The 20,366-nt window shown below is 68.0% G+C and carries 20 protein-coding genes; 18 read left to right on the top strand and 2 right to left on the bottom strand.

The annotated features are described in order from the left end of the window. The first annotated feature begins 10 nt into the window (after nt 1–10). Nucleotides 11–2,137 carry an acetate--CoA ligase family protein gene (locus RSP45_RS05645; protein ID WP_415393561.1) on the top strand — a complete coding sequence of 709 codons (2,127 nt, stop codon included), beginning with the start codon at nt 11–13 and terminating at the stop codon, nt 2,135–2,137. Nucleotides 2,138–2,198: 61 nt separating this feature from the next. Continuing rightward, nucleotides 2,199–2,804: a carnitine operon protein CaiE gene (gene caiE, locus RSP45_RS05640; RefSeq protein ID WP_415393560.1), complete on the top strand. Its 606-nt coding sequence runs from the start codon at nt 2,199–2,201 to the stop codon at nt 2,802–2,804. 30 nt (nt 2,805–2,834) lie between these two features. Here the strand turns inward: caiE and RSP45_RS05635 are convergent, their stop codons facing one another. Together RSP45_RS05635 and RSP45_RS05630 are read right to left on the bottom strand one after the other, a co-directional pair. After that, on the bottom strand, nt 2,835–3,422 hold the full coding sequence (locus RSP45_RS05635; protein WP_415393559.1) for a hypothetical protein: 588 nt from the start codon (nt 3,420–3,422) through the stop codon (nt 2,835–2,837). An 83-nt stretch (nt 3,423–3,505) separates the two neighbouring features. Continuing rightward, entirely contained in the window at nt 3,506–4,426 is a 921-nt protein-coding gene (locus RSP45_RS05630; RefSeq protein WP_415393558.1) for a LysR family transcriptional regulator, read from the bottom strand. Nucleotides 4,427–4,528: 102 nt separating this feature from the next. Between RSP45_RS05630 and RSP45_RS05625 the strand changes: the two genes are divergently transcribed. The 16 genes from RSP45_RS05625 (at nt 4,529) to RSP45_RS05550 (ending at nt 20,339) form a co-directional block, all read left to right on the top strand. After that, entirely contained in the window at nt 4,529–5,266 is a 738-nt protein-coding gene (locus RSP45_RS05625) for a LamB/YcsF family protein (RefSeq protein WP_415393557.1), read from the top strand. Then, nucleotides 5,266–5,499 carry an acetyl-CoA carboxylase gene (locus RSP45_RS05620; RefSeq protein ID WP_324327513.1) on the top strand — a complete coding sequence of 78 codons (234 nt, stop codon included), beginning with the start codon at nt 5,266–5,268 and terminating at the stop codon, nt 5,497–5,499. Before RSP45_RS05625 ends, RSP45_RS05620 begins: the two co-directional genes overlap by 1 nt. Then, the gene (locus RSP45_RS05615; protein WP_415394004.1) at nt 5,496–6,875 is read left to right on the top strand and encodes an acetyl-CoA carboxylase biotin carboxylase subunit; all 1,380 of its coding nucleotides are present in this window, start codon (nt 5,496–5,498) and stop codon (nt 6,873–6,875) included. The genes RSP45_RS05620 and RSP45_RS05615 overlap by 4 nt, the downstream gene beginning before the upstream one ends. A gap of 16 nt (nt 6,876–6,891) precedes the next feature. Next, the gene (locus RSP45_RS05610; protein WP_415393556.1) at nt 6,892–7,767 is read left to right on the top strand and encodes a 5-oxoprolinase subunit B family protein; all 876 of its coding nucleotides are present in this window, start codon (nt 6,892–6,894) and stop codon (nt 7,765–7,767) included. Then, complete coding sequence (locus RSP45_RS05605; RefSeq protein WP_415393555.1) at nt 7,757–8,731, top strand: biotin-dependent carboxyltransferase family protein; 975 nt, start codon at nt 7,757–7,759, stop codon at nt 8,729–8,731. Before RSP45_RS05610 ends, RSP45_RS05605 begins: the two co-directional genes overlap by 11 nt. A gap of 61 nt (nt 8,732–8,792) precedes the next feature. Then, a complete protein-coding gene (locus tag RSP45_RS05600; protein ID WP_415393554.1) occupies nt 8,793–10,025 on the top strand; it encodes an ABC transporter substrate-binding protein in 1,233 nt (410 codons plus the stop codon). Beyond that, a complete protein-coding gene (locus RSP45_RS05595; protein ID WP_415393553.1) occupies nt 10,022–11,005 on the top strand; it encodes a GntR family transcriptional regulator in 984 nt (327 codons plus the stop codon). Before RSP45_RS05600 ends, RSP45_RS05595 begins: the two co-directional genes overlap by 4 nt. A gap of 244 nt (nt 11,006–11,249) precedes the next feature. Further along, a complete protein-coding gene (locus RSP45_RS05590) occupies nt 11,250–12,323 on the top strand; it encodes an ABC transporter ATP-binding protein (protein ID WP_415393552.1) in 1,074 nt (357 codons plus the stop codon). Further along, nucleotides 12,323–13,195 (top strand): ABC transporter permease, encoded by an 873-nt coding sequence (locus RSP45_RS05585; protein WP_324327445.1) that lies wholly within the window; start codon nt 12,323–12,325, stop codon nt 13,193–13,195. The genes RSP45_RS05590 and RSP45_RS05585 overlap by 1 nt, the downstream gene beginning before the upstream one ends. A 3-nt stretch (nt 13,196–13,198) precedes the next feature. Next, on the top strand, nt 13,199–14,050 hold the full coding sequence (locus RSP45_RS05580) for an ABC transporter permease (protein ID WP_415393551.1): 852 nt from the start codon (nt 13,199–13,201) through the stop codon (nt 14,048–14,050). Then, a complete protein-coding gene (locus RSP45_RS05575) occupies nt 14,047–14,778 on the top strand; it encodes an SDR family NAD(P)-dependent oxidoreductase (protein WP_415393550.1) in 732 nt (243 codons plus the stop codon). Before RSP45_RS05580 ends, RSP45_RS05575 begins: the two co-directional genes overlap by 4 nt. Further along, on the top strand, nt 14,775–15,530 hold the full coding sequence (locus RSP45_RS05570; protein ID WP_415393549.1) for an SDR family NAD(P)-dependent oxidoreductase: 756 nt from the start codon (nt 14,775–14,777) through the stop codon (nt 15,528–15,530). Before RSP45_RS05575 ends, RSP45_RS05570 begins: the two co-directional genes overlap by 4 nt. Before the next feature lie 51 nt (nt 15,531–15,581). Then, on the top strand, nt 15,582–16,805 hold the full coding sequence (locus RSP45_RS05565; protein ID WP_415393548.1) for an ABC transporter substrate-binding protein: 1,224 nt from the start codon (nt 15,582–15,584) through the stop codon (nt 16,803–16,805). Nucleotides 16,806–16,872: 67 nt separating this feature from the next. Next, entirely contained in the window at nt 16,873–17,976 is a 1,104-nt protein-coding gene (locus RSP45_RS05560) for an ABC transporter ATP-binding protein (protein ID WP_415393547.1), read from the top strand. 8 nt (nt 17,977–17,984) lie between these two features. Then, entirely contained in the window at nt 17,985–19,334 is a 1,350-nt protein-coding gene (locus RSP45_RS05555; protein WP_415393546.1) for an amidase, read from the top strand. A gap of 102 nt (nt 19,335–19,436) precedes the next feature. Continuing rightward, nucleotides 19,437–20,339 carry a polysaccharide deacetylase family protein gene (locus RSP45_RS05550; protein ID WP_415393545.1) on the top strand — a complete coding sequence of 301 codons (903 nt, stop codon included), beginning with the start codon at nt 19,437–19,439 and terminating at the stop codon, nt 20,337–20,339. Nucleotides 20,340–20,366 lie beyond the last annotated feature (27 nt).

Below are 20,366 nucleotides of genomic sequence, written 5' to 3'. Positions count from 1 at the left end.
GAGAAGCGAAATGAGCAAGCAGGACAACCTCAGGCGGTTGCTCGCCCCGCGCTCGGTGGCATTCATCGGCGGCCGCAACATCGCCGCTTCGGTGCAGGACTGCATCAACAGCGGCTTCGCCGGCGAGATCTTCGTGGTGAACCCGAAATATGACCAGATCGCCGGCTTTGACTGCGTGAAGTCCATCGCCGAGCTGCCCGCGCCCCCCGACGCCGCCTTCATTGCGGTCAACAGCGAGGCGACGGTCGAAGCCGTCGCCCAGCTTGCGGCGCTGGGGACCGCGGGATGCGTCTGCTACGCCGCGGGCTTTGCCGAGACCGGCGGCGCCGGGGTCGAGTTGCAGCGCCGGCTGGTCGCGGCGGCGGGCGACATGGCGGTGGTCGGGCCGAATTGCTACGGGGTGCTGAACTACGTGGATGGCGTGTCGCTGTGGCCCGACATCCACGGCGGCCGCCCGGTGCCGCGCGGCGTTGCCATCCTCAGCCAAAGCGGGAACATCGGCCTCAATCTGACGATGGCCGAACGCTCGCTGCCGCTGGCCTATGTCATCAGCGTCGGCAATCAGGCGGTGCTAGGCATCGGCGACTATATCGACGCGCTGATCGAGGACGACCGGGTGGATGCGATCGGCATCTATCTCGAGGGTCTGAACGACATCGCCGGTTTTTCCGCCGCCGCCGCCCGCGCCTTGCAGAAGGGCGTCCCGATCGTGGCGCTGAAATCCGGGGTCTCGGACCTGGGGGCCGAACTGACGCTGAGCCATACCAGCTCGCTGGCCGGCTCGCGCGAGCTTTATCAGGCGATGTTCGAGCGGCTGGGGGTGATTCAGGTCACCTCGCTGTCGCAGATGCTCGAGGCGCTCAAGCTGCTGTCGGCGCTGGAGGCGCCGGTACAGGGGCGGCGGCTGAACATCCTGACCTGCTCGGGCGGAGATTCGGCGCTGGCGGCCGATGCGGCGGCGGAATACGGCTTTGCCATCCCGCGGTTTTCCGACCGGCAGGTCGCGGCGCTGCGCGCGCAGCTGCCCTCCTTCGCCAGCGTCTCGAACCCGCTGGACTATAATACCTCGCTTTGGGGCAATGCGCAGGCGATGGCCGACTGCTTTGCCACCGTGATGGAAGGCGAGGCCGACCTGACCATCCTGATGCTGGACTATCCGCGCGAGGGGCTGGCCGGCCACCAGCCCTGGAATGCCGCCGTCGAGGCGCTGATCCTGGCCAAGGCCCGCACCGGCGCACCTGCGGCGGTGCTGGCCTCGATCCCCGAGCTGCTGCCCAAGGCGGCGCGCGACCGGTTGATCGAAAACCGCATCGCGCCGCTGCAAGGCATCGACATGGGCTTTCGCGGGCTGGCGGCGGTGGTCGGCTATCACCAGCGCCGTGCCGAGATCCTGGCCGGAGACGGGGTGGCCCAGATCCTGCTGTCCGCCCCCGTGCAGATCGACGGGCCGGTCGAGATGCTCGACGAATGGCATAGCAAGCAGGCTCTGGCGGCGCGCGGGCTGGGCATCTCGCCCGGCCGGCTGGTTGGTGCGGCCGATGCCGCCGCCGCCGCCGCCGAGATCGGTTTTCCGGTGGTGGTCAAGGCGGTCAGCCCCGCGCTGGCCCACAAGACCGAACTGGGGGCGGTGCGGCTGAATCTCGAGACCGAGGCCGAGGTCGAGCAGGCGGTGGCCGAGATCGCGGCCAATGTCGCCGCTGTGCCCGGCGCCGGTGAACGGTTCCTGGTCGAGAAGATGATCCCCGGCGCGGTGGCCGAGCTGATCATCGGGATCAGGCGCGACCCGCAGTTCGGCTTGGCGCTGGTGCTTGGCGCCGGCGGCATCCTTGTCAACCTGATCGAGGATTCCCAGGCGCTGATCCTGCCCACCACCCGCGGCGACGTGCGCCGGGCGCTGGGACGGCTCAAGGTGGCGCGGCTGCTTGAGGGTTATCGCGGCAAGGCTGCGGCCGATATCGAGGCGATCGTCGACGCCGCAATGGCGGTCGCCGGTTACGCGCTGGCCCATGCCGACCAGGTGGTCGAGATGGATGTGAATCCGCTTTTCGCCATGCCCGAGGGGAAAGGGGCCATCGCCGCCGATGCGCTGATCCGCCAGGTCACTGCCCGGCCGCTCGACCAGCTTGCCGCCGAGTGACCGGCCGCGCCCGCCCTGCCCGGGGGCGGGCGCCCCCATCCCCGGCCGACAGGAGGATCCCGTGCCGATCTATGAGTTTGAAGGTCTCGTCCCCGTTGTGGACCCGACCGCCTATGTTCACCCGACCGCGGTCCTGATCGGCGACGCCATCGTCGGGCCGAACTGCTATGTCGGCCCCTTCGCCTGCATGCGCGGCGATTTCGGACGGCTGATCCTCAGGGCCGGGTCCAATCTGCAGGATCATTGCATAATGCACGGCTATGTCGACATGGACACGGTGGTGGAAGAAGACGGTCATGTCGGGCACGGCGCAATCCTGCATTCCTGCGTCGTCGGGCGGGGCACGCTGGTGGGCATGAACGCTGTGGTGATGGACGGGGCGGTGCTGGGGCCCGACAGCATCGTCGCCGCCAATTCTTTCGTCCGGGCTGGATTCCGGGGGGCGCCGCGGCAGCTGCTGGCCGGCACGCCCGCTGCCGTCCGCCGCGAGGTCACGGAGGAAGAAATTTCCTGGATGGCGCTGAATACCCGCGAGTATCAGGAGCTTGCCGTTCGCTCGCACCGCGGGCTGCGTCCGGTTCAGCCGCTTGCGGCGGCCGAGGCCGACCGCCCGCGGCTGCGCGGGGCGACCGAGGTGGTGGCGATCCACGCAGCCGCGCGCGGCTGATCCGGCAGGCGGGCGCCCGGGAGCGTCGCGTCAGGAAGCGGCGGCCCGCTTCAGCGCCTCCTGGCAGGCGGCCTCGTCCCCGGCGGCAAGGGCGGCGCGGGCCTCCTGCAGCGCGGTGGCGCGGGCGTCGGTGCCGGATTCGGCCTGGGCCTGCTGGGCGGCGGTGGCTTGGCCTTCCTGCTGCGCCTGCGCGTCCTGGCCGGACATGGCCACGTCGCTGCTGGCCCCGCTGGTGCTTTCCAGCGGCGCGGTGCTGCCGTCCTTGGCGATCTCGTTGCCATCCGCCGCGTCACCCGCGCCAGTGGTGGTGTTAGTGGTGGTGCCAGTTGTCGTGCCCGCGGTCGTGTCGGTGGTTGCCGTGGCCGCCGTGTCTGCGGTTGTCGTGTCCGCAGGTGCCGTGGTTCCGGTAGTCGTGGTCCCGGTGGTCGCAGTTCCCGCCGTGGTGTCTGTGGCAGTATCCCCCTGCAGCGGCGCCAGCGAGCCGTCCTTGGCAATGCCGTCGGCCGCGGCCGAAGTCTCGGCCTCGAACTTCGCCAGGTCGGCGGCGCAATCGGCATAGGCGGTGCCGGTGGCAACCAGCGTCAGGCTGGCGACCAGTATCTTCAAAGATGCGGTCATCTCGATTTCCTCCCCTGCGCCGGATCGGCGCAAGGCATGTGAACCCGCAACGGCCGCAGATGTTCCAGCCGGGCGTATCCGGGTTAGCCGCCGCCGCCCAGCGCCACCGACATGAAGGCGCGGAAGACCGCGGCGGGGCCGGAGAGCGGGCGCGCGCGCGCCCAGGCCAGGCCCACGTCCATCGAGGGGATCGGCTCGGCCAGGTCGCGCAGGTCGAGCCGCTGCCCCTCCAGCGACCAGGGCCGATACACCATGTCCGACAGGATCGTCACCCCCATCCCGGCGGCGACCATGGAGCGCACCGCCTCGACCGATGAGGTGGCAAAGATCACCCGCGGCTCCAGCCCGGCGCGCGCCCAGTAGCGGCCGGCGGTGTCCCGGGCCTCGTCCACGGTCAGCATGACGTAGGGCTCGCGCGCCACATCTGACAGGCTGACCTGCGGGGCGGTGGCGAGGGAATGATCGGCGGGCAGCCACAGCCGGCGGCGCGAGCGCATCAGCGGCTCTTCCTCGAGCCCCTCGTGATCGGCGAGGTTCGAGACCAGCATCACCGCCATGTCCAGCCTGCCGCGGGCCAGGTCCTCCTCGATCGCCGGGCGCGGCAGCTCGACCATTTCCAGCGCGATCTCGGGGTAGGCGCGGCGAAAGCGCGCATAGTGCCGGGTCATGAAATAGCCGGCCACCGTATAGGTGGCGCCCAGCCGCAGCCGGCCGGTGATGCCGCGGCCTTCGCCCATCGGGCTGCGCATCGCATCCTCGACCGCGGCGACGATGTTGCGGGCGCGCGCCAGGAAGCGGCTGCCCTCGATGGTCAGCGTGACGCCCAGCGGGGTGCGTTCCAGCAGCGACACGCCCAGCTGCGCCTCGAGCCCCTGGATCGCCACGGTGACCGCCGATTGCGAGATGTTCAGCTCCATCGCGGCCTGGCTGATCTGTCCGGTCTCGGCGGCGGCGATGAAGTAGCGGACCTGTTTGAACGTCAGCGATATGGCGGGTTGTCCCATGTGCTATCTGTTTTTCCGATACGCTGATCGAAAAATTAGAATTTTACAATCGAATGCGACTCGGCTCAGCATCAGGGCAAGCGATCAGGGCCGGGGCGACGAATGGCGGTGACAATCAACTGCGACATGGGCGAAAGCTTCGGTCTCTACCGGATGGGAGACGATGCGGGCATCATTCCCTTCATCCATGTCGCCAACGTGGCCTGCGGCTTTCACGCCTCGGACCCCGACCACATGCGGGCGACGGTGCGGCTGGCCAGGGCGCACGGGGTCCGGGTCGGGGCGCATCCCTCGCTGCCCGATCTGCAGGGGTTCGGCCGACGCGAGATGAAGATGGGGCGCGACGAGCTGGCGAATGCCCTGATCTACCAGATCGGCGCCCTGACCGGCTTTCTGCGCGCCGAAGGGGTCGAGCTGAACCACATCAAGCCGCATGGCAGCCTGTACGGGATGGCCGCCCGGCTGGAGGACGCGGCCCATGCGGTCTGCGATGCGGCGGATGTGTTCGGGGTGCCGATCCTGGGAATGACCGGCACGCTGCATGAAACCGTCTATCCCGCCCGCGGGCACCGCTTCGTGGCCGAGTTCTATGCCGATCTGGATTACCGCCCCGACGGCAGCCTGATCGTGTCCCGCGAACACGAGGCCAAGGACCCCGCGCTGATGGCCGCGCGCTGCCTGCGTGCGATCACCGAGGGCAAGGGCACCGCGATCGACGGCAGCGACATCCCGGTGCGCTGCGAGACGATCTGCATCCATTCCGACACGCCGAATGCCATCGACATCGCCCGCGCGGTCTCGGCCGTCGTGGCCCCGTTCACCCCCGAAAGGACCGCCTGATGCAGACCATCCTGTCCCCCTTGCCCGGCACCTTCTATCGCGCCTCTTCCCCCGACCAGCCGCCGTTCAAGGCCGACGGCGATGCGGTGGCGGTGGGCGACGTGATCGGCCTGATCGAGGTGATGAAGTCCTTCCACGAGGTCAAGGCCGAGGTGGCCGGCGCCGGCATCCGCTTTGTGGTCGAGAACGAAGAGCCGGTGATGGCCGGCGCCGTCTTGGCGGAGCTGGGCTGATGCTGGAAAGGCTTCTGGTCGCCAATCGCGGGGAAATCGCGGTGCGGATCATCCGCGCGGCGCGGGATCTCGGCATTTCGACCGTGGCTGTCCATTCCGATGCCGATGCGGGCGCCTTGCATGTGCAGATCGCCGATGCGGCGGTGAACATCGGCCCGCCGGCCGCGCGCAAATCCTATCTGAACACCGAGGCGATCCTGCAGGCCGCTGCCGCGACTGGCTGCGACGCCATCCATCCCGGCTACGGGTTCCTGGCGGAAAACGCGGGTTTTGCCGATGCGGTGGCGGCGGCGGGGATGGTGTTCGTCGGCCCCTCGGGCGATGCGATCCGGTTGATGGGGGACAAGGTGGCCGCGCGCTCGGCCGCCCATGCCGCCGGGGTGCCGGTAGTGCCCGGCTCGATGGGGCGGGTGGCTGATATCGGCGAGGCCCGGCATCTGCTGATGGAAACCGGGTTTCCGGTGATGATCAAGGCCGCCGCCGGGGGCGGGGGACGCGGCATCCGCATCGCCCATAACCTGACGGAGTTCGAATCCGGCTTTCCGCAGGCCCAGGCCGAGGCGCTGGCGGCCTTTGGCGACGGCGGCCTCTACATGGAAAAGGTGGTCCAGCGCGCCCGCCACATCGAGGTGCAGGTGCTGGGCGACGGCACCGACGCCATCCATTGCTACGAGCGGGAATGTTCCCTGCAACGCCGCCGCCAGAAGGTCTGGGAAGAGGCGCCCTCGCTGGCGCTGACCGACCGGGCCCGCGACGAGCTGTGCGCCAGCGCGGTGCGGCTGGCCCGGGCGGTGGGCTATTCCGGCGCCGGGACGGTGGAATATCTTTACGACGACCTGTCCGGCGCCTTCTTCTTCATCGAGATGAACACCCGCATCCAGGTCGAGCATCCGGTGACGGAAATGGTCACCGGCGTCGATCTGGTGGCCGAGGGGCTGCGCATCGCGGCGGGCGAGGGGTTGCGGCTGCGCCAGTCCGACATCCGCGTGCAGGGCCACGCCATCGAGGTGCGGCTGAACGCCGAGGACCCCGCCCGCGATTTCGCGCCCTGTCCCGGAACCGTGGGCGAGCTGCGGGTGCCGGGCGGGCCGGGGCTGCGGTTCGACAGCATGCTGTATCCGGGCTGCCAGGTACCGCCCTTCTACGATTCGCTGCTGGGCAAGCTGATCGTCCATGCCGAGGATCGCCCCGCCGCCATCCGCCGCCTGTCGCGGGCGCTGTCCGAACTGTCGATCGGCGGGATGAAGACCACGCAACCGCTGTTCGTCGCGCTGGCCGGGGACCCCGAGCTGCGGGAAGGCGCCGTTCATACCCGCTGGCTGGAGGGCTGGCTGAACCGTCACGCCGGCCGGCTGGCCGCAGACATGGAACCCTGACGCGAGGAGGCCGTCGATGTCCATCCGTTTCACCTTTGGCGGGGATGAACACATCTTTGCCGAAGTGTCCGAGGAAATGTCTCTGGAAGCCTTCTTCAAGGGCATGTCGGTCACCAATGCCCTGCACGAGGCCAGGATCCGCGGGGTGACCGAGATCTGCCCGGCCAATGCCTCGTTCCAGGTGCGCTTCGATCCCGACGTGATCGCCCCCGACCGGATGCTGGCCGAATTGCAGGCGCTGGAGGCGGCGGCCGAGACCGCGCCCGCGGTGCTTCAGACCCGCATCATTGAGGTGCCGGTGCTCTACAACGATCCCTGGACGCACGAGACGCTGATGCGCTTTCGCGAGCGCCATCAGGACCCGGCCTCGACCGACATCGAATATGCGGCGCGGATCAACGGGCTGGACGGGATCGACGGCTTCGTCAAGGCGCATTCCGGCGCGCCGTGGTTCGTGTCGATGGTGGGTTTCGTCGCCGGGCTGCCGTTCCTTTACCAGATGGTCGAGCGCGGCCGGCAGATCCAGGTGCCCAAATACCTGCGGCCGCGCACCGACACCCCGGGGCTGACGGTGGGCCATGGCGGCTGCTTCGCCTGCATCTATTCGGTGCGCGGCGCCGGGGGCTATCAGATGTTCGGCATCACCCCGATGCCGATCTACGACCCGGCGCAGCGGGTGCCCTATCTGCGCGACTTCATGTGCCTGTTCCGGCCGGGCGACATCGTGAAATGGAAGCCGATCACCCGCGAGGAATACGACCACACCTTGGCCGAGGTCGAGGCCGGGCGCTGGACCCCCCGGATCGCGCCGGTCGAATTCTCGCTGGCCGGGTTCCAGGCCGATATTGACGGCACCAACGCCCGCATCATGGAGGCGCTCAATGGCCATTAACGTCGTCAAGCCGGGGCTTTCCACCACCGTCCAGGACCAGGGACGGCCAGGGTATTACCACATCGGCATCCCCATGTCGGGCGGGATGGACCTGCTGTCGCTGACCGCGGCCAACCTGCTGGTCGGCAACGACATGGGCGCCGCGGTGCTCGAGGCGGTCTTCCTGGGCCCCGAGCTGGAGTTCACCGCCGACGCCACCGTGGCGGTCACCGGCGCCGAGATGCCGCCGCGGGTGGATGGCGAGGAACGCCCCGGCTGGACCGCCTTTCGCATCCGCAAGGGGCAGGTGCTCAGCTTCGGGATGCTGAAATCGGGCGCGCGCGCCTATATCGCGGTGTCGGGCGGCATCGACGTGCCGGTGGTGCTGGGCTCGCGCTCGACCTATGCGCTGGGGGGCCTGGGCGGCTACCACGGGCGCACGCTTGCGGCGGGGGATGTGCTGCCGATGGGCGCGGCCGGGCCGCAGGTGGCCGAGGGGCGCAGCGTCCCCGAGGCGCTGCGCCGCAAGCCCGGCCAGCCGGCCGAGCTGCGGATGCTGCCCGGGCTCTACTGGCACCGCATCACCGAAAGCTCGGGCGCGCGGTTCTTCGAGGACAGCTGGAAGGTCGCGCCCGAGGCGGACCGGATCGGCTATCGCTTCCGCGCCGGCAGACCGCTGGAGTTCGTCCCGCGCGAGCAGCCCTTCGGCGCGGGCTCGGACCCGTCGAACATCGTGGACGCCTGCTATCCCTATGGCTCGGTGCAGGTGCCGGGCGGGACCGAGCCGATCGTGCTGCACCGCGACGCAGTGTCGGGCGGCGGTTATTTCATGGTCGGCACGGTGATTTCGGCGGACATGGACCTGATCGGCCAGTTGCAGCCGCATATGCCCACCCGTTTCGTCAAGGTCGATATGGAAGAAGCGCTGCAGGCGCGGCATGATCGGCGGGCCATCCTGGCCGGGATCCGCGACGCCCTGGCCTGAGCGGCACCGATCCGCAGCCGCGCGGGCGCCCGCCCGCCCGCGCCAGAACGCCCGAGGCCCCATGTCCGACGCAGCCTATGTCCCGCTGTCCGCGCCGCCGATCGTGCCGCGCCGCCGCCTGCGCGTGCTGGGCACCTCGGTCACGCTGCTCGAACCGGTGCGGGCGCAGGCCGAAGCGGATCTGGGCTTCGACGTCGAGTTCGACCTGCGGGATTTCCTGTCCTGCCAGCGCCACGCGGCGATGGAGCCGGAAATCTACGATGTCTACGAACAGTGTTTCCACAATCTCGACATCGTGTGGTTCTGGGGGGCGCTGCAACCCATCGATACCGCCCGCATCGGGGAATGGGACAATATCTCCAGCCTGGCGCGGCTGGGCACCAGCAGCCGCTATTCCGAGCGCGGCTTCGGCGATGCGCCGGTCAAGAAGCTGTATATCCAGCCCGGCGGATTCCTGGGGCCGCGGCCCTCGCGCCATATCAGCATGTTGCCGACGGTCCACAACATGGACAGTTTCGGCTATGATCCCAAGGTCTTCGGCCACGGCCCCGATGTGCGGCCCAGCTGGTCCTGGCTGCTGGACCGCCGCGCACGGGGCCGCATCGCGCTGGTGGACGAACCCGCCATCGGGTTCTTCGACGCGGCGCTGGCGGCCGAGGCCACCGGAGAGATCCAGTTCGCCGACATCGGCAACATGACCGTGGACGAGATCAACGCCCTGATGCGGCTGCTGGAACGCCGCCGCCAGGACGGGTTCTTCTGCGGCACCTGGCGCGACGGGGACGAGGCCGGGGCGCTGATCGCGGCGGGACGGGTCTCGGTGCAAAGCATGTGGGCGCCGGTCTACGGCAAGCTGGGCGAGGGACGCGCGCAATTCGTCGACGCCGTGCCGATCGAGGGCTACCGGGCGTGGTACGGCGGCGCCAGCCTGTCGCGGCATCTGCGCGGGGTGCAGCTGGACATGGCCTATGAATACCTGAACTGGTGGCTGTCGGGCTATGCCGGCGCGATCATGGCGCGCCAGGGCTATTACAGCGCCAATCCCGCCTGCACCCGCGAGCATCTGTCCCCCGACGAATGGGACTATTGGTACGAGGGCGCGGCCGCTTCCGGCGATCTCTGCGGCCCGGACGGCGAGGTGGCGGTGCGCGCGGGCGAGCGGCGCGCCGGCGGGTCCTATCTGGATCGCACCCGCCACATCGCGATCTGGAATACCGTGATGGACGAGTACAACTATGCCGCCCGCGCCTGGGAGCGCTTCGTGCGGCGCGTAAACGAGGGGGTGCCGGCATGATCCGCGCGGCCAATCCCCTGGCGCAGGAACCGCGCTACGAACTGATCACCCGGGTGCTGCGCGACAACATCCGGTCCGGGGTGCTGCCCGAGGGCTTCGTCCTGCTCGAGGCGCCGATCGCGGCGATGATGCAGACCAGCCGGGTGCCGGTGCAGGCGGCGCTGCGCCGGCTGCTGGACGAGGGGCTGGTCCATCGCTTCGAGGGGCGCGGCTATCTGGTGGGGTGCGCGCGGCCGGGGCTGCACCCCCGGCGCGGCGATATCCGCGAGCTGCCGATCGACATCCCTTCGGATGTGGACAGCGCCTTGCAGACCCGCGGCGCCTGGCGGCATGTCTATGATCAGGTTGAGGAAGAGATCGCCTCGTGCCAGATCTTCGGCGAGTTCCGCATCGTGGAATCCGAGCTGGCCGATTATCTGGGCGTCAGCCGCACGGTGGCGCGCGACGTGCTGGCGCGGCTGCACGAGCGGGGACTGATTCGCAAAAGCGCCACCTCGCACTGGATCGCCGGGCCGCTGACCGCCCGCACCGTGTGCGAAAACTTCGAGCTGCGCGGCATCGTCGAGCCTGCTGCGCTGCGGCTTGCCGCCCCCAACATCCATTATTCCGAGGTCGAATCCCTGCTTGAGCGGATCGGCACCGACCCGACGATCACCCCGCAGCTTCTGGGTGACGCGCTGCTGGAGCATTGCATCGCGCAGGCACCAAACAGCGCGCTGGTCGAAATGATCCGCAGCAACCGGCTGCTGTTGTCGGCCGTCGACCGGGCGCTGATCCGCCTGGGGTTGCCGCGCGACGAGGACACCATCGAGCAGTATCAGACGCTGTTCGACCTGATATCTCGTCATCCCATTGATTCTGCTTGCGAATATCTGCGCGACCACCTGTCGATCACCGCGCGCCGCTATCTGGCGCGGATGAAGATCGTTGCGCTGATCACCGATGCTGGCGAGTTCGCACCTTATCTCAGTCCTATGTGAACATTGTACTCGATATTCGAATTATTGAATGGCCTTCTGGGCCAGCTTTGCGCCCGCAGCATAGTAAAACCACACTGGAACGCCGGAAAATCGCGGTTTATTTTTCTGTTGACAGACAGATTAGAAGCTATTTCATACAAAGTGCGTTTCAAGATGCTGCTGGAGGAGCCGCATCTCAACCATCCAGACAATAAAGCGGGGCGGCCGCCGCGGCAGGTCGCTTCCATCTTCAGGCGAGGTGATCGTGGACACGGCGGTCTTCAGACTTGAGGGCGTGACCAAGCGCTATGGCGACCTGGTGGCCCTCGACAACGCGACGCTGGAAGCGGGGGCGAACGAATATATTTCGTTCCTCGGCCCCTCGGGGGCGGGCAAGACGACGCTTTTGCGGGTGATCGCGGGGTTCGAGGCCCCCGAGACGGGAAGCGTCTATTTCGAAGGGCGCGACATCACCCATGTGCCCGCGCATGAGCGCGGCATCGGCTTCGTGTTCCAGAATTTTGCGCTGTTTCCGCATCTGACGGTGATCCAGAACGTCGGCTTCGGCCTGGCGCACGGCAAATCCGGGCTGAGCGCCGCCGAGATCGAGCGGCGCAGCCTCGAGATGATCGAGCTGGTGGGCCTGACCGGCATGGAGGGCCGGGGCGTCGACCAGATCTCGGGCGGGCAGCGCCAGCGCGTCGCGCTGGCCCGGACCCTGACCATGCATCCCAAGCTGGTGCTGCTGGACGAGCCGCTGGGCGCGCTGGACGCGAACCTGCGCGGCCGGATGCGCAACGAGCTGCGCGCGATCCGCGAGCGGCTGGGCGTGACCTTCCTGCATGTGACCGGCAGCGAGACCGAGGCGCTGGCCATGGGCAACCGGGTGGTGGTGCTGGACCGCGGCCGGGTGATCCAGACCGGCCGGCCGGGCGACATCTACGACCGCCCGGTGTCGCCGGACGTGGCGCATTTCCTCAACCGCTTCAACCTGTTCGAGGGGCGGCTGTCCGCCGGCGCCTTTACCGGCATCTTCGGCACGGTGCCGGCGCCCCATGCGGTGCGCGCCGACCGCGATGTCTATGCCGTGCGCTACGACCGGATCAGCGTGCTGCCGGCCGGCGCCGGCACCGACGGCCCGCGGGTCGCGGCAAGGTTCCTCACCTCGGAATATCTGGGCTCGTCGATCATCGACTTCTTCGAGGCGGAGGACGGCCAGGTGATCGAGGTCGAGCACCACCTGAGCCTGGGCGCCCCGCAGAGCTTTGAACTGCGGCAGGAATATCTGCTGACCTGGAACCCCGAACAGGCCATCGTCTTTGGCCGCGAGGCACGCTGATGACCAGCCCCACCACGATACAGAAGCGCCAGGCCAGCGTGACGCGCTGGCTGCTGGCGCCCGGCATCATCTGGATGATGCTGTTTCTCGTCCTGCCGATCCTGATGATCGTCTATGTGTCGTTCTGGACGCAGACCACCTTCAACATCTCGCCCGATCCGACGCTGGCCAGCTGGAAGCAGTTCTTCACCTCGGACACCTATGTCGGGTCGCTGTGGACCACGATCCGCATCTGGCTGATCGTGCTGGCCTGCACCTTCATCGTCGGCTACCCGACCGCGCTGTTCGTGGGGCTGTTCGTCAAGTCCCGGACGCTGTCCACGATCCTGCTGGTGATCTGCGTGATCCCGTTCTGGACCTCGTTCCTGATCCGGGTGCTGGCCTGGCGGCCGATGCTGGGCAAGGAAGGCGCGATCAACATCGTGCTGATGAAGCTGGGTATCATCCAGCAGCCCATCGAGGTGCTGCTGTTCACCGAGCTGTCGGTGGTCATCGGCATGACCCAGATCTACTGCGTGTTCATGGTCGGCCCGATCGCCTTCATGCTGTCGCGGATCGACCGCAACATCATCGAGGCCGCCCGCGACCTGGGTGCCGGGTTCGGCCGGATCTTCTGGAAGATCATCTTCCCGCTGTCGCTGCCCGGCGTCGTGGTGGGGGCGATCTTCGTCAGCGTCATGGTGCTGGGCGAGTTCGCTACTTCGGGCGCGCTGTCGGGGCGCAAGGTCAATCTTCTGGGCAACATCATCGTCACGCAGGTCGGCTCGCTCAAATGGGCGATGGCCTCGGTGGTGGGCGTGATCCTGACCGTGGTCATGGGGATCGTGATCGCCGGCTTCCTGCGCATCGTCGATCTGAAGCGGGAGCTTTGAGCCATGGAATCGCGTGTCTTCAAACCCGTGCTGGCCGTCTATGTCGCGCTGTTCGTGCTGTTTCTCTATGGTCCCTTCGTGGTGCTGACGATCCTGTCGTTCCAGCAGGGCCCCGAGGGCGGGCCGCAGTTCCCGATCATCGAGTGGTCGACCTACTGGTATCGGCATCTGTTCGGGCTGACCCCGCCGTCGCGGGTGGCGCCGCTGCCCTTCGGCGAGGCGCTGGTGCGTTCGCTGCTGCTGGCGCTGATGACCATGGTGGTCTCAACCGTGCTGGGGGTGATGTCGGCGCAGGCGTTCCGGCGCCGGTTCAAGGGCTCGGGCCCGGTGTTCTACCTGATCGTGCTGGGCATGATGGTGCCGGGCGTGCTGACCGGGCTGGGCACCTCGCTGCTGGCCAACAACGTGATCGGGATCGAGCGGCACTGGTACACCACCGCCTTTGCCACCCATGTCGCCTATACCTTCCCCTTTGCCTTCCTGGTGATGCTGGCGGTGCTGAACCGCTTTGACGCCTCGGTCGAAGAGGCGGCCTGGTCGCTGGGCGTGGACCCCTGGACCACCTTCCGAAAGGTGACGTTTCCGCTGATCTTCCCGGGGGTGCTGTCGGCGATGCTGTTCGCCTTTACCCTCAGCCTCGACGAGTTCCCGCGCACGCTGTTCGCTTCGGGGCGGGACCAGACGCTGCCGCTGGCGATCTACGGCACCTTCTCGGTCGAGATCCATCCCAACATCTTCGCCTTTGGGGTGCTGACGACGCTGTTCTCGTTCGCGCTGCTGTCGGTCTACGGGATCCTGATGGGGCTGTCGGTGCGCCGGGCGCGCAAGATCGCGATGCAGGAGGATATCGCATGAGCACCATGGGCACTGTCATCGTCACCGGCGCGGGATCGGGGATCGGGCGGGCGATCGCCCTGCGGCTGGCCGCGGACGGTTTCAACGTGATGGTCAACGACTATCGGTCCGAGGCCGCCGCCGCGGTGGCCGCCGAGATCGGCCCCTGGGCCGCCAGCTGTGCGGGCGACGTGTCGGACGAGGGCGACGTCGCCGCCATCGTCGCCGCGGCCGAGGCTGCCTTTGGGCCCGTCACCCATCTGGTGAACAATGCCGGCCATGTGCACCAGGCGCTGTTCCGCGATCTGACGGCCGAGGATTTCGACCGGATGATCGCCGTCCACCTGCGCGGCAGCTTCCTGTGCAGCCGCGCGGTGATCGGGGGGATGCTGGCGCGCGGGGCAGGGGTGATCGTCAACATCGCCTCGCAGCTGGGCCAGATCGGCGGGGTCGAGCTGGTCCACTACAGCGCCGCCAAGGCGGGGATCATCGGCATGACCAAGGCGCTGGCCCGCGAGGTCTCGGCGCAGGGGGTGCGGGTGAATGCCGTGGCGCCGGGGCCGATCAACACGCCGCTGGTGCGCAGCCTGTCCGAAGACTGGCAGCGCGCCAAGGCGGCCGAGCTGCCGCTGGGCCGCTTCGGCGAGCCCGAAGAGGTCGCCGCCGCCGTGTCCTTCCTGTGTTCGCCCGAGGCCGCGCTGTTCGTCGGCCAGACGCTGGGCCCCAATTCCGGAGATGTAATGCTATGACCCAGACCGTGCTGATCACCGGCGCCGGCATCGGTATCGGCCGTGCCACTGCCAAAGCCTTTGCCGCCGCGGGCCATCATGTGGTGGTGACCGACGTGCTGGAGGCCGAAGGCCGGTCCTGCGTGGACGAGATCCGCGCCGCCGGCGGCAGCGCCGAGTTCCACCACCTGGACGTGCGCTCGACCGAGGCCGCCGATGCGCTGGTCGCCCGGATCGAGGCCGAGCGCGGCGGCATCGACGTGATCGTCGCCAATGCCGGCATCGCCCACAAGGTGCCGCTGCCCGCCCTGACCGACGAGAAATGGGACCACACCTTCGACATCGACCTGAAGGGCATCTTCCGCGTGGTCCGTCCGGCGCTGCCGGGGATGCGGGCGCGGGGCAGGGGGGCGATCGTGGCGCTGTCCTCGATCATGGGCGTGGCCTACGGCTGGGACGAGCATGTGCATTACTCGGCCGCGAAGTCCGGGGTGGTGGGGCTGGTGCGCGGGCTGGCGGTCGAGCTGGCGCGCGACGGCATCCGCGTGAACGGGGTGGCGCCGGGCTACATCCGCACCGCGCAGCTTCTGTCCGCGGAAAACTCGCTTGGCCCCGAGGCCGCGGAAAAGGCCGGGGAATTCATTCCCATGGGCCGTCTTGGCGAACCGGAGGACATCGCCGACGTGATCCTGTTCCTGGCGTCCGAGGGCGCCCGCTACATGACCGGACAGGTCGTGGTGGTGGACGGAGGACTGCTCGTCGGGCGCTACTGACGTCCGGCGACGAAGAACAACCGCATACCGAAAAATGGGAGGTAAAAAGGTATGTATCACAAGTCGCTGTCACGGCGCGGTTTTCTGCAGGGAACCGCAGGGACGGTGGCCCTGGCCGCTGCGGGGATGCCGTTCCTTGGCGCCCAGCAGGCCTATGCCGCCGACCTCGCCTCGCAGGAGCTGCGCACCGTCGGCCTGTCCGTCACCGTGCAGGAACGCATCCTGAACGATTTCAAGGCGGCCTCGGGCGTCAGGTCCGTGTCGGGCAAGGCCGACATCTTCCCCAACACCCAGACCGAGCTGCTGTCGGGCTCGACCGCCTATGACTGCTGGGAAATCATCGCCGAGCGCCTGCCCTCGATCGTGCAGACCGATCTGGTGGCGCCGATCCCGGTGTCGTCGCTGACCAACTGGACCGGGATCGGGGAATCCTTCCTCAAGCCCAGCGACAAATGGGAACCGCGCGCCCAGATCACCGGCCAGATCTGGACCGACGAGAGCCAGACCGAGCTTTACATGGTGCCCTCGGTCTACAACTTCGACTCGATCGGCTTCCGCCCGGATCTGGTCGATGCCGAAGAGGCGGCGATGTGGTCGTCGCTGTTCGATCCCAAGTTCAAGGGCAAGACCGGGCTGAACGTTGATCCGCTGATCGCCTTTGGCCAGGCGATCATGGCGATGAACGAGCTGGGGCTGCTCGAGGTCAAGAACCCCGGCAACCCCGACCCCGCCGCGGTGGAAGAGGCCGCGAAGTTCCTGATCTCGAAGAAGAAGGAAGGCCAGTTCCGCGCGCTGTGGGGCGATTTCGGCGAGTTGGTGAACCTGTTGGCCTCGGGCGAGATGATCCTGGCGGATGCCTGGCAGCCGGCGGTGATGGCGGTCAAGGCGCAGGGGGTGCAATGCTCCTACGCCACGATGAAGACCGGCTATCGCGGCTGGGCGATCGGGGTGTCGGCGCTGAAATCCTCGCCCAACTTCGATGCCGTCGTGGCTTACGCCGATTACTGGCTGTCGGGTCCGCCGGCGGTGGCAGTGTCGGAACAGGGCTATTACTCGCCCAACGACAAGGTCAGGAACATCATGGCCCCCGAGAAATACGCCTTCTGGTACGAGGGCGCGCCCTGGGTCGGCCCCGAGGAACGCGGCATCAAGGAAGGAGACCTGCGCGACGGCGGCTCGCTGGCGACCCGCGCGGCCAATGTCGCCTACTGGCACCAGTGGCCGGACGAATACGACCTGCTGATCCAGAAATGGGACGAGTTCCTTTCGGCCTGATCCTGCCACAGCGCGGCCGGGGCCTTGCCGTCCCGGCCGCATATCGCCCGCAATCCGAGGAATACCAGTGGCCTACGACCTGCAACTTTCGCATATCGGCAAGGTGTACGACAACGGCACCCCCGCGGTGATCGACTTCAACCTGGACGTGGAGAAGGGAGAGTTCATCGCCTTCCTGGGGCCGTCGGGCTGCGGCAAGTCCACCACGCTGCGCATGATCGCGGGGTTCGAATCGATCTCGTCGGGCGATCTGCTGATCGCGGGCAGGCGCGTGAACGACCTGCCCCCGGAAAAGCGCCCGACCTCGATGATCTTCCAGAACTACGCGCTGTTTCCGCACATGACCGTGCGGCAGAACGTGATGTTCGGGCTCGAGGTCAAGAAGCTGCCCACCGCCGAGGCACGGCGCAAGGTCGGGCGCGCCCTCGACATGCTGGGGCTGTCCGAGGTGGCCGACGTGCGGCCCACGAGGCTGTCGGGGGGGCAGCGGCAGCGGATCGCGCTGGCGCGGTCGCTGGTGATGGAGCCCGACATCCTGCTGCTGGACGAGCCGCTGGGGGCGCTGGACGCCAACCTGCGCAAATCGATCCAGAACGAGCTGAAGCTGCTGCAGCGCGAGCTGGGCATCACCTTCGTCTTTGTCACCCATGCCCAGTCCGAGGCGCTGGCGCTGTCCGACCGGATCGTGGTGATGAACGCCGGCCGGGTCGAGCAGGTCAGCCCGCCGCGCGAGCTGTATACCCGGCCGCAAAGCATCTTCGTGGCGCGGTTCATCGGCTCGAACACGCTGATCTCGGGGCAGGTGCGGCAGGTGGGGGGCGACTCGGTGTCGATCGAGACGCCCTTCGGCATCTTGCGGGCCGAGCCTGCGGCGCGCCCCGCCGCCACCGGCAACGCCGCCTCGATCGTGCTGCCGGCCGAGGCGATGCACGTCCTGCCCGCGACCATGGGCGAGGCGGAAATCCGCGCACGCCACGGCAGCAACGTCATCCCCTGCATGATCGACCGCCTGCAGCTGGTCGGCCATATCCTGCAGATCGGCATGACGCTGCCGAATGGCGAGCCCGTGTCCCTGGAGGGCCACGCCGACAAATACCGCGACATGCTTGCGACCGGCAGCCCGGCCTATGTGGCCTGGGATCCGGCCGAGGCCACGCTGATCGTGCAATAGGTGACGTGATGGAGTGCAAGACGGCACGGGAACTTGCCGACGACCTGCGCGAGGGACGCCGCGATCCGCTGGATCTGGTGGCCGAGGTCTATGACCGCATCGAGGCGTATGGCGACGATGCGCTGTTCATCCGCCTGACCCGCCCGCGCGCCGAGGCCGAGGCGCGCGCGGCGCGCGAGCGGCTGCGGGCGGGGCTGCCGGCCAGCTGTCTGGACGGCGTGCCGCTGGCCTGGAAGGACCTGTTCGACCTGAAGGGCACGGTGACCACCGCGGGCTCGGCCGTGCTGCGCGATGCCGCCCCCGCCGCGCAGGATGCGGCGCTGGCCCGGGCCGGGATGCGGGCGGGGCTGGTCAGCATCGGCACCGTCAACATGACCGAGTTCGCCTTTTCCGGGATCGGGATCAACCCGCATTACGGCACCCCCCGCAACCCCTGCGATCCGGCGGTGCACCGCTCGCCCGGGGGCTCGTCCTCGGGCAGCGGCGCGGTGGTGGCGGCGGGGATCGTGCCGCTGTCCATCGGCACCGACACCGGCGGATCGGTGCGGATCCCGGCGGCGTTCAACGGCATCGTCGGCTACAAGACCTCGACCGGGCATCACCCGATGGCGGGGGTGTTCCCGCTGTCGCGCAGCTTCGACACGCTGGGCCCGCTGGCCCGCACGGTCGAGGATTGCGTGCTGGCCGATGCGGTGCTGCGCGGGCTGGCCGCGCCGGAGGTGGCGGCCGCCGATGCCGCGGCGCTGGATTTCGTGGTGCCGGATGCGGTGATGCTGGACGATCTGGACCCCGGCGTCGCGCAGGCGTTCGAGGCCAGCCTGGCCCGGATCGAGGCCAGCGGCGCGCGGCTGCGCCGCATCGCCCTGCCCGAACTGCGCGAGGTGATCGAGGTGGGTGCGCGCTTCGGCCCGCTGGGCTCGGCCGAGTCGCTGGACATCCATGCCGAGCGCATCGCCGGGCCTGATGCCGCGCGGATGGACCCGCGGGTGGTGCGCCGGATGCGCATGGGCGAGCGGATGACGGCGGTCGACCTGATCCGGCTGCACGATCATCGCCGCCGCCTGATCGCATCCGCGGCCGAGCGGCTGGGCGATGCGATCCTGCTGTGCCCGACCACCCCCGGCACCGCCATGCCCATCGCGCCGCTCGAGGCCGACGAGGAGGTGTTCTTCCACCATAATTTCCGCACCCTGCGGAACACCTCGCTGGGCAATTTCCTTGACTGGTGCGGGCTGTCGATCCCCAACGGCCGCGATGGCGACGGGATGCCCACCGGGCTGCTGCTCAACGCCCGCCACGGCCGCGACCGGGCGGTGCTGGCCGCGGGCCTGGCCCTGGAACGGACCATAAGGGGATGACGACGCCCGGCCATATCCCGCGCCTGCGGCCGCGCCCGCCGCGCCCGCCGCGCTGACCGCCCCGCCCTGGACTAACTTCTCAACCACCTCAGGAGAAATCCCATGACCAAGAAAATCATCTGCGGCTTCGGCACCGACATCGACTCGGTCGCCGGCTGGATCGGTTCCTATGGCGGCGGCGACAGCCCCTCGGACATCCAGCGCGGCATCTTCGCGACCGAGGTGGGCGTGCCGCGGCTGCTGCGCATGTTCAAGAAATACGACCTCAAGACCTCGTTCTTCATCCCCGGCCACTCGCTGGAAACCTTTCCCAGGGAAATGGAGATGATCGTCAATGACGGCCACGAGATCGGCGCCCATGGCTATCTGCACGAAAACCCCATCGCCATGACCCCGACCCAGGAAGAGGACGTGCTGGTCAAGTCGATCGAGCTGATCAAGGGCCTGACCGGCCAGGCGCCGCGCGGCTATGTGGCGCCGTGGTGGGAAATGTCGAACTCGACCGCGGCGCTGCTGCTCAAGCACGGGTTCAAGTATGACCACAGCCAAGGTTATCGCGACTTCCAGCCCTTCTACGCCCGCGTCGGCGACGAATGGAACACCATCGACTATTCCAAGTCGGCCAAGGACTGGATGCACCCGCTGAAGCACGGCAAGGAAATCGACCTCGTGGATATCGCCGCGAACTGGTATGTCGATGACCTGCCGCCGATGATGTTCATGAAGAAGTCGCCCAACAGCCACGGCTTCGTGAACCCGCGCGACATCGAGGAGCTGTGGCGCGACCAGTTCGACTGGGTGTATCGCGAGATGGACTATGCCGTGTTCGCCTTTACCATCCACCCGGATGTGTCGGGCCGCCCGCAGGTGCTGCTGATGCTCGAGCGGCTGATCGAATATATCTCGGGGCACTCGGGCGTCGAATGGATGACGTTCGAGGACATCGCCGCCGATTTCCGCCAGCGCTTCCCCTTCGACGGTGGCAAGCGCCCCGACGTGATCTGACCCCATCCGGCACCGGGGTTCCGCCCC

This window comes from Paracoccus sp. SJTW-4 (assembly GCF_047716885.1).
Taxonomy (GTDB): Bacteria; Pseudomonadota; Alphaproteobacteria; order Rhodobacterales; family Rhodobacteraceae; genus Paracoccus; species Paracoccus solventivorans.
This window is presented reverse-complemented; position numbering and strand designations above follow the sequence as displayed.

Bases quoted from the DNA above. Each gene is read 5' to 3' on its own strand.
- RSP45_RS05625 (WP_415393557.1), top strand. From the start codon at position 4,529: ATGGCGGTGACAATCAACTGCGACATGGGCGAAAGCTTCGGTCTCTAC.
- RSP45_RS05595 (WP_415393553.1), top strand. From the start codon at position 10,022: ATGATCCGCGCGGCCAATCCCCTGGCGCAGGAACCGCGCTACGAACTG.
- RSP45_RS05635 (WP_415393559.1), bottom strand. From the start codon at position 3,422: ATGACCGCATCTTTGAAGATACTGGTCGCCAGCCTGACGCTGGTTGCC.
- RSP45_RS05580 (WP_415393551.1), top strand. From the start codon at position 13,199: ATGGAATCGCGTGTCTTCAAACCCGTGCTGGCCGTCTATGTCGCGCTG.
- RSP45_RS05575 (WP_415393550.1), top strand. From the start codon at position 14,047: ATGAGCACCATGGGCACTGTCATCGTCACCGGCGCGGGATCGGGGATC.
- RSP45_RS05645 (WP_415393561.1), top strand. From the start codon at position 11: ATGAGCAAGCAGGACAACCTCAGGCGGTTGCTCGCCCCGCGCTCGGTG.
- RSP45_RS05630 (WP_415393558.1), bottom strand. From the start codon at position 4,426: ATGGGACAACCCGCCATATCGCTGACGTTCAAACAGGTCCGCTACTTC.
- RSP45_RS05605 (WP_415393555.1), top strand. From the start codon at position 7,757: ATGGCCATTAACGTCGTCAAGCCGGGGCTTTCCACCACCGTCCAGGAC.
- RSP45_RS05550 (WP_415393545.1), top strand. From the start codon at position 19,437: ATGACCAAGAAAATCATCTGCGGCTTCGGCACCGACATCGACTCGGTC.
- RSP45_RS05570 (WP_415393549.1), top strand. From the start codon at position 14,775: ATGACCCAGACCGTGCTGATCACCGGCGCCGGCATCGGTATCGGCCGT.
- RSP45_RS05600 (WP_415393554.1), top strand. From the start codon at position 8,793: ATGTCCGACGCAGCCTATGTCCCGCTGTCCGCGCCGCCGATCGTGCCG.
- RSP45_RS05565 (WP_415393548.1), top strand. From the start codon at position 15,582: ATGTATCACAAGTCGCTGTCACGGCGCGGTTTTCTGCAGGGAACCGCA.
- RSP45_RS05555 (WP_415393546.1), top strand. From the start codon at position 17,985: ATGGAGTGCAAGACGGCACGGGAACTTGCCGACGACCTGCGCGAGGGA.
- RSP45_RS05585 (WP_324327445.1), top strand. From the start codon at position 12,323: ATGACCAGCCCCACCACGATACAGAAGCGCCAGGCCAGCGTGACGCGC.
- RSP45_RS05610 (WP_415393556.1), top strand. From the start codon at position 6,892: ATGTCCATCCGTTTCACCTTTGGCGGGGATGAACACATCTTTGCCGAA.
- RSP45_RS05620 (WP_324327513.1), top strand. From the start codon at position 5,266: ATGCAGACCATCCTGTCCCCCTTGCCCGGCACCTTCTATCGCGCCTCT.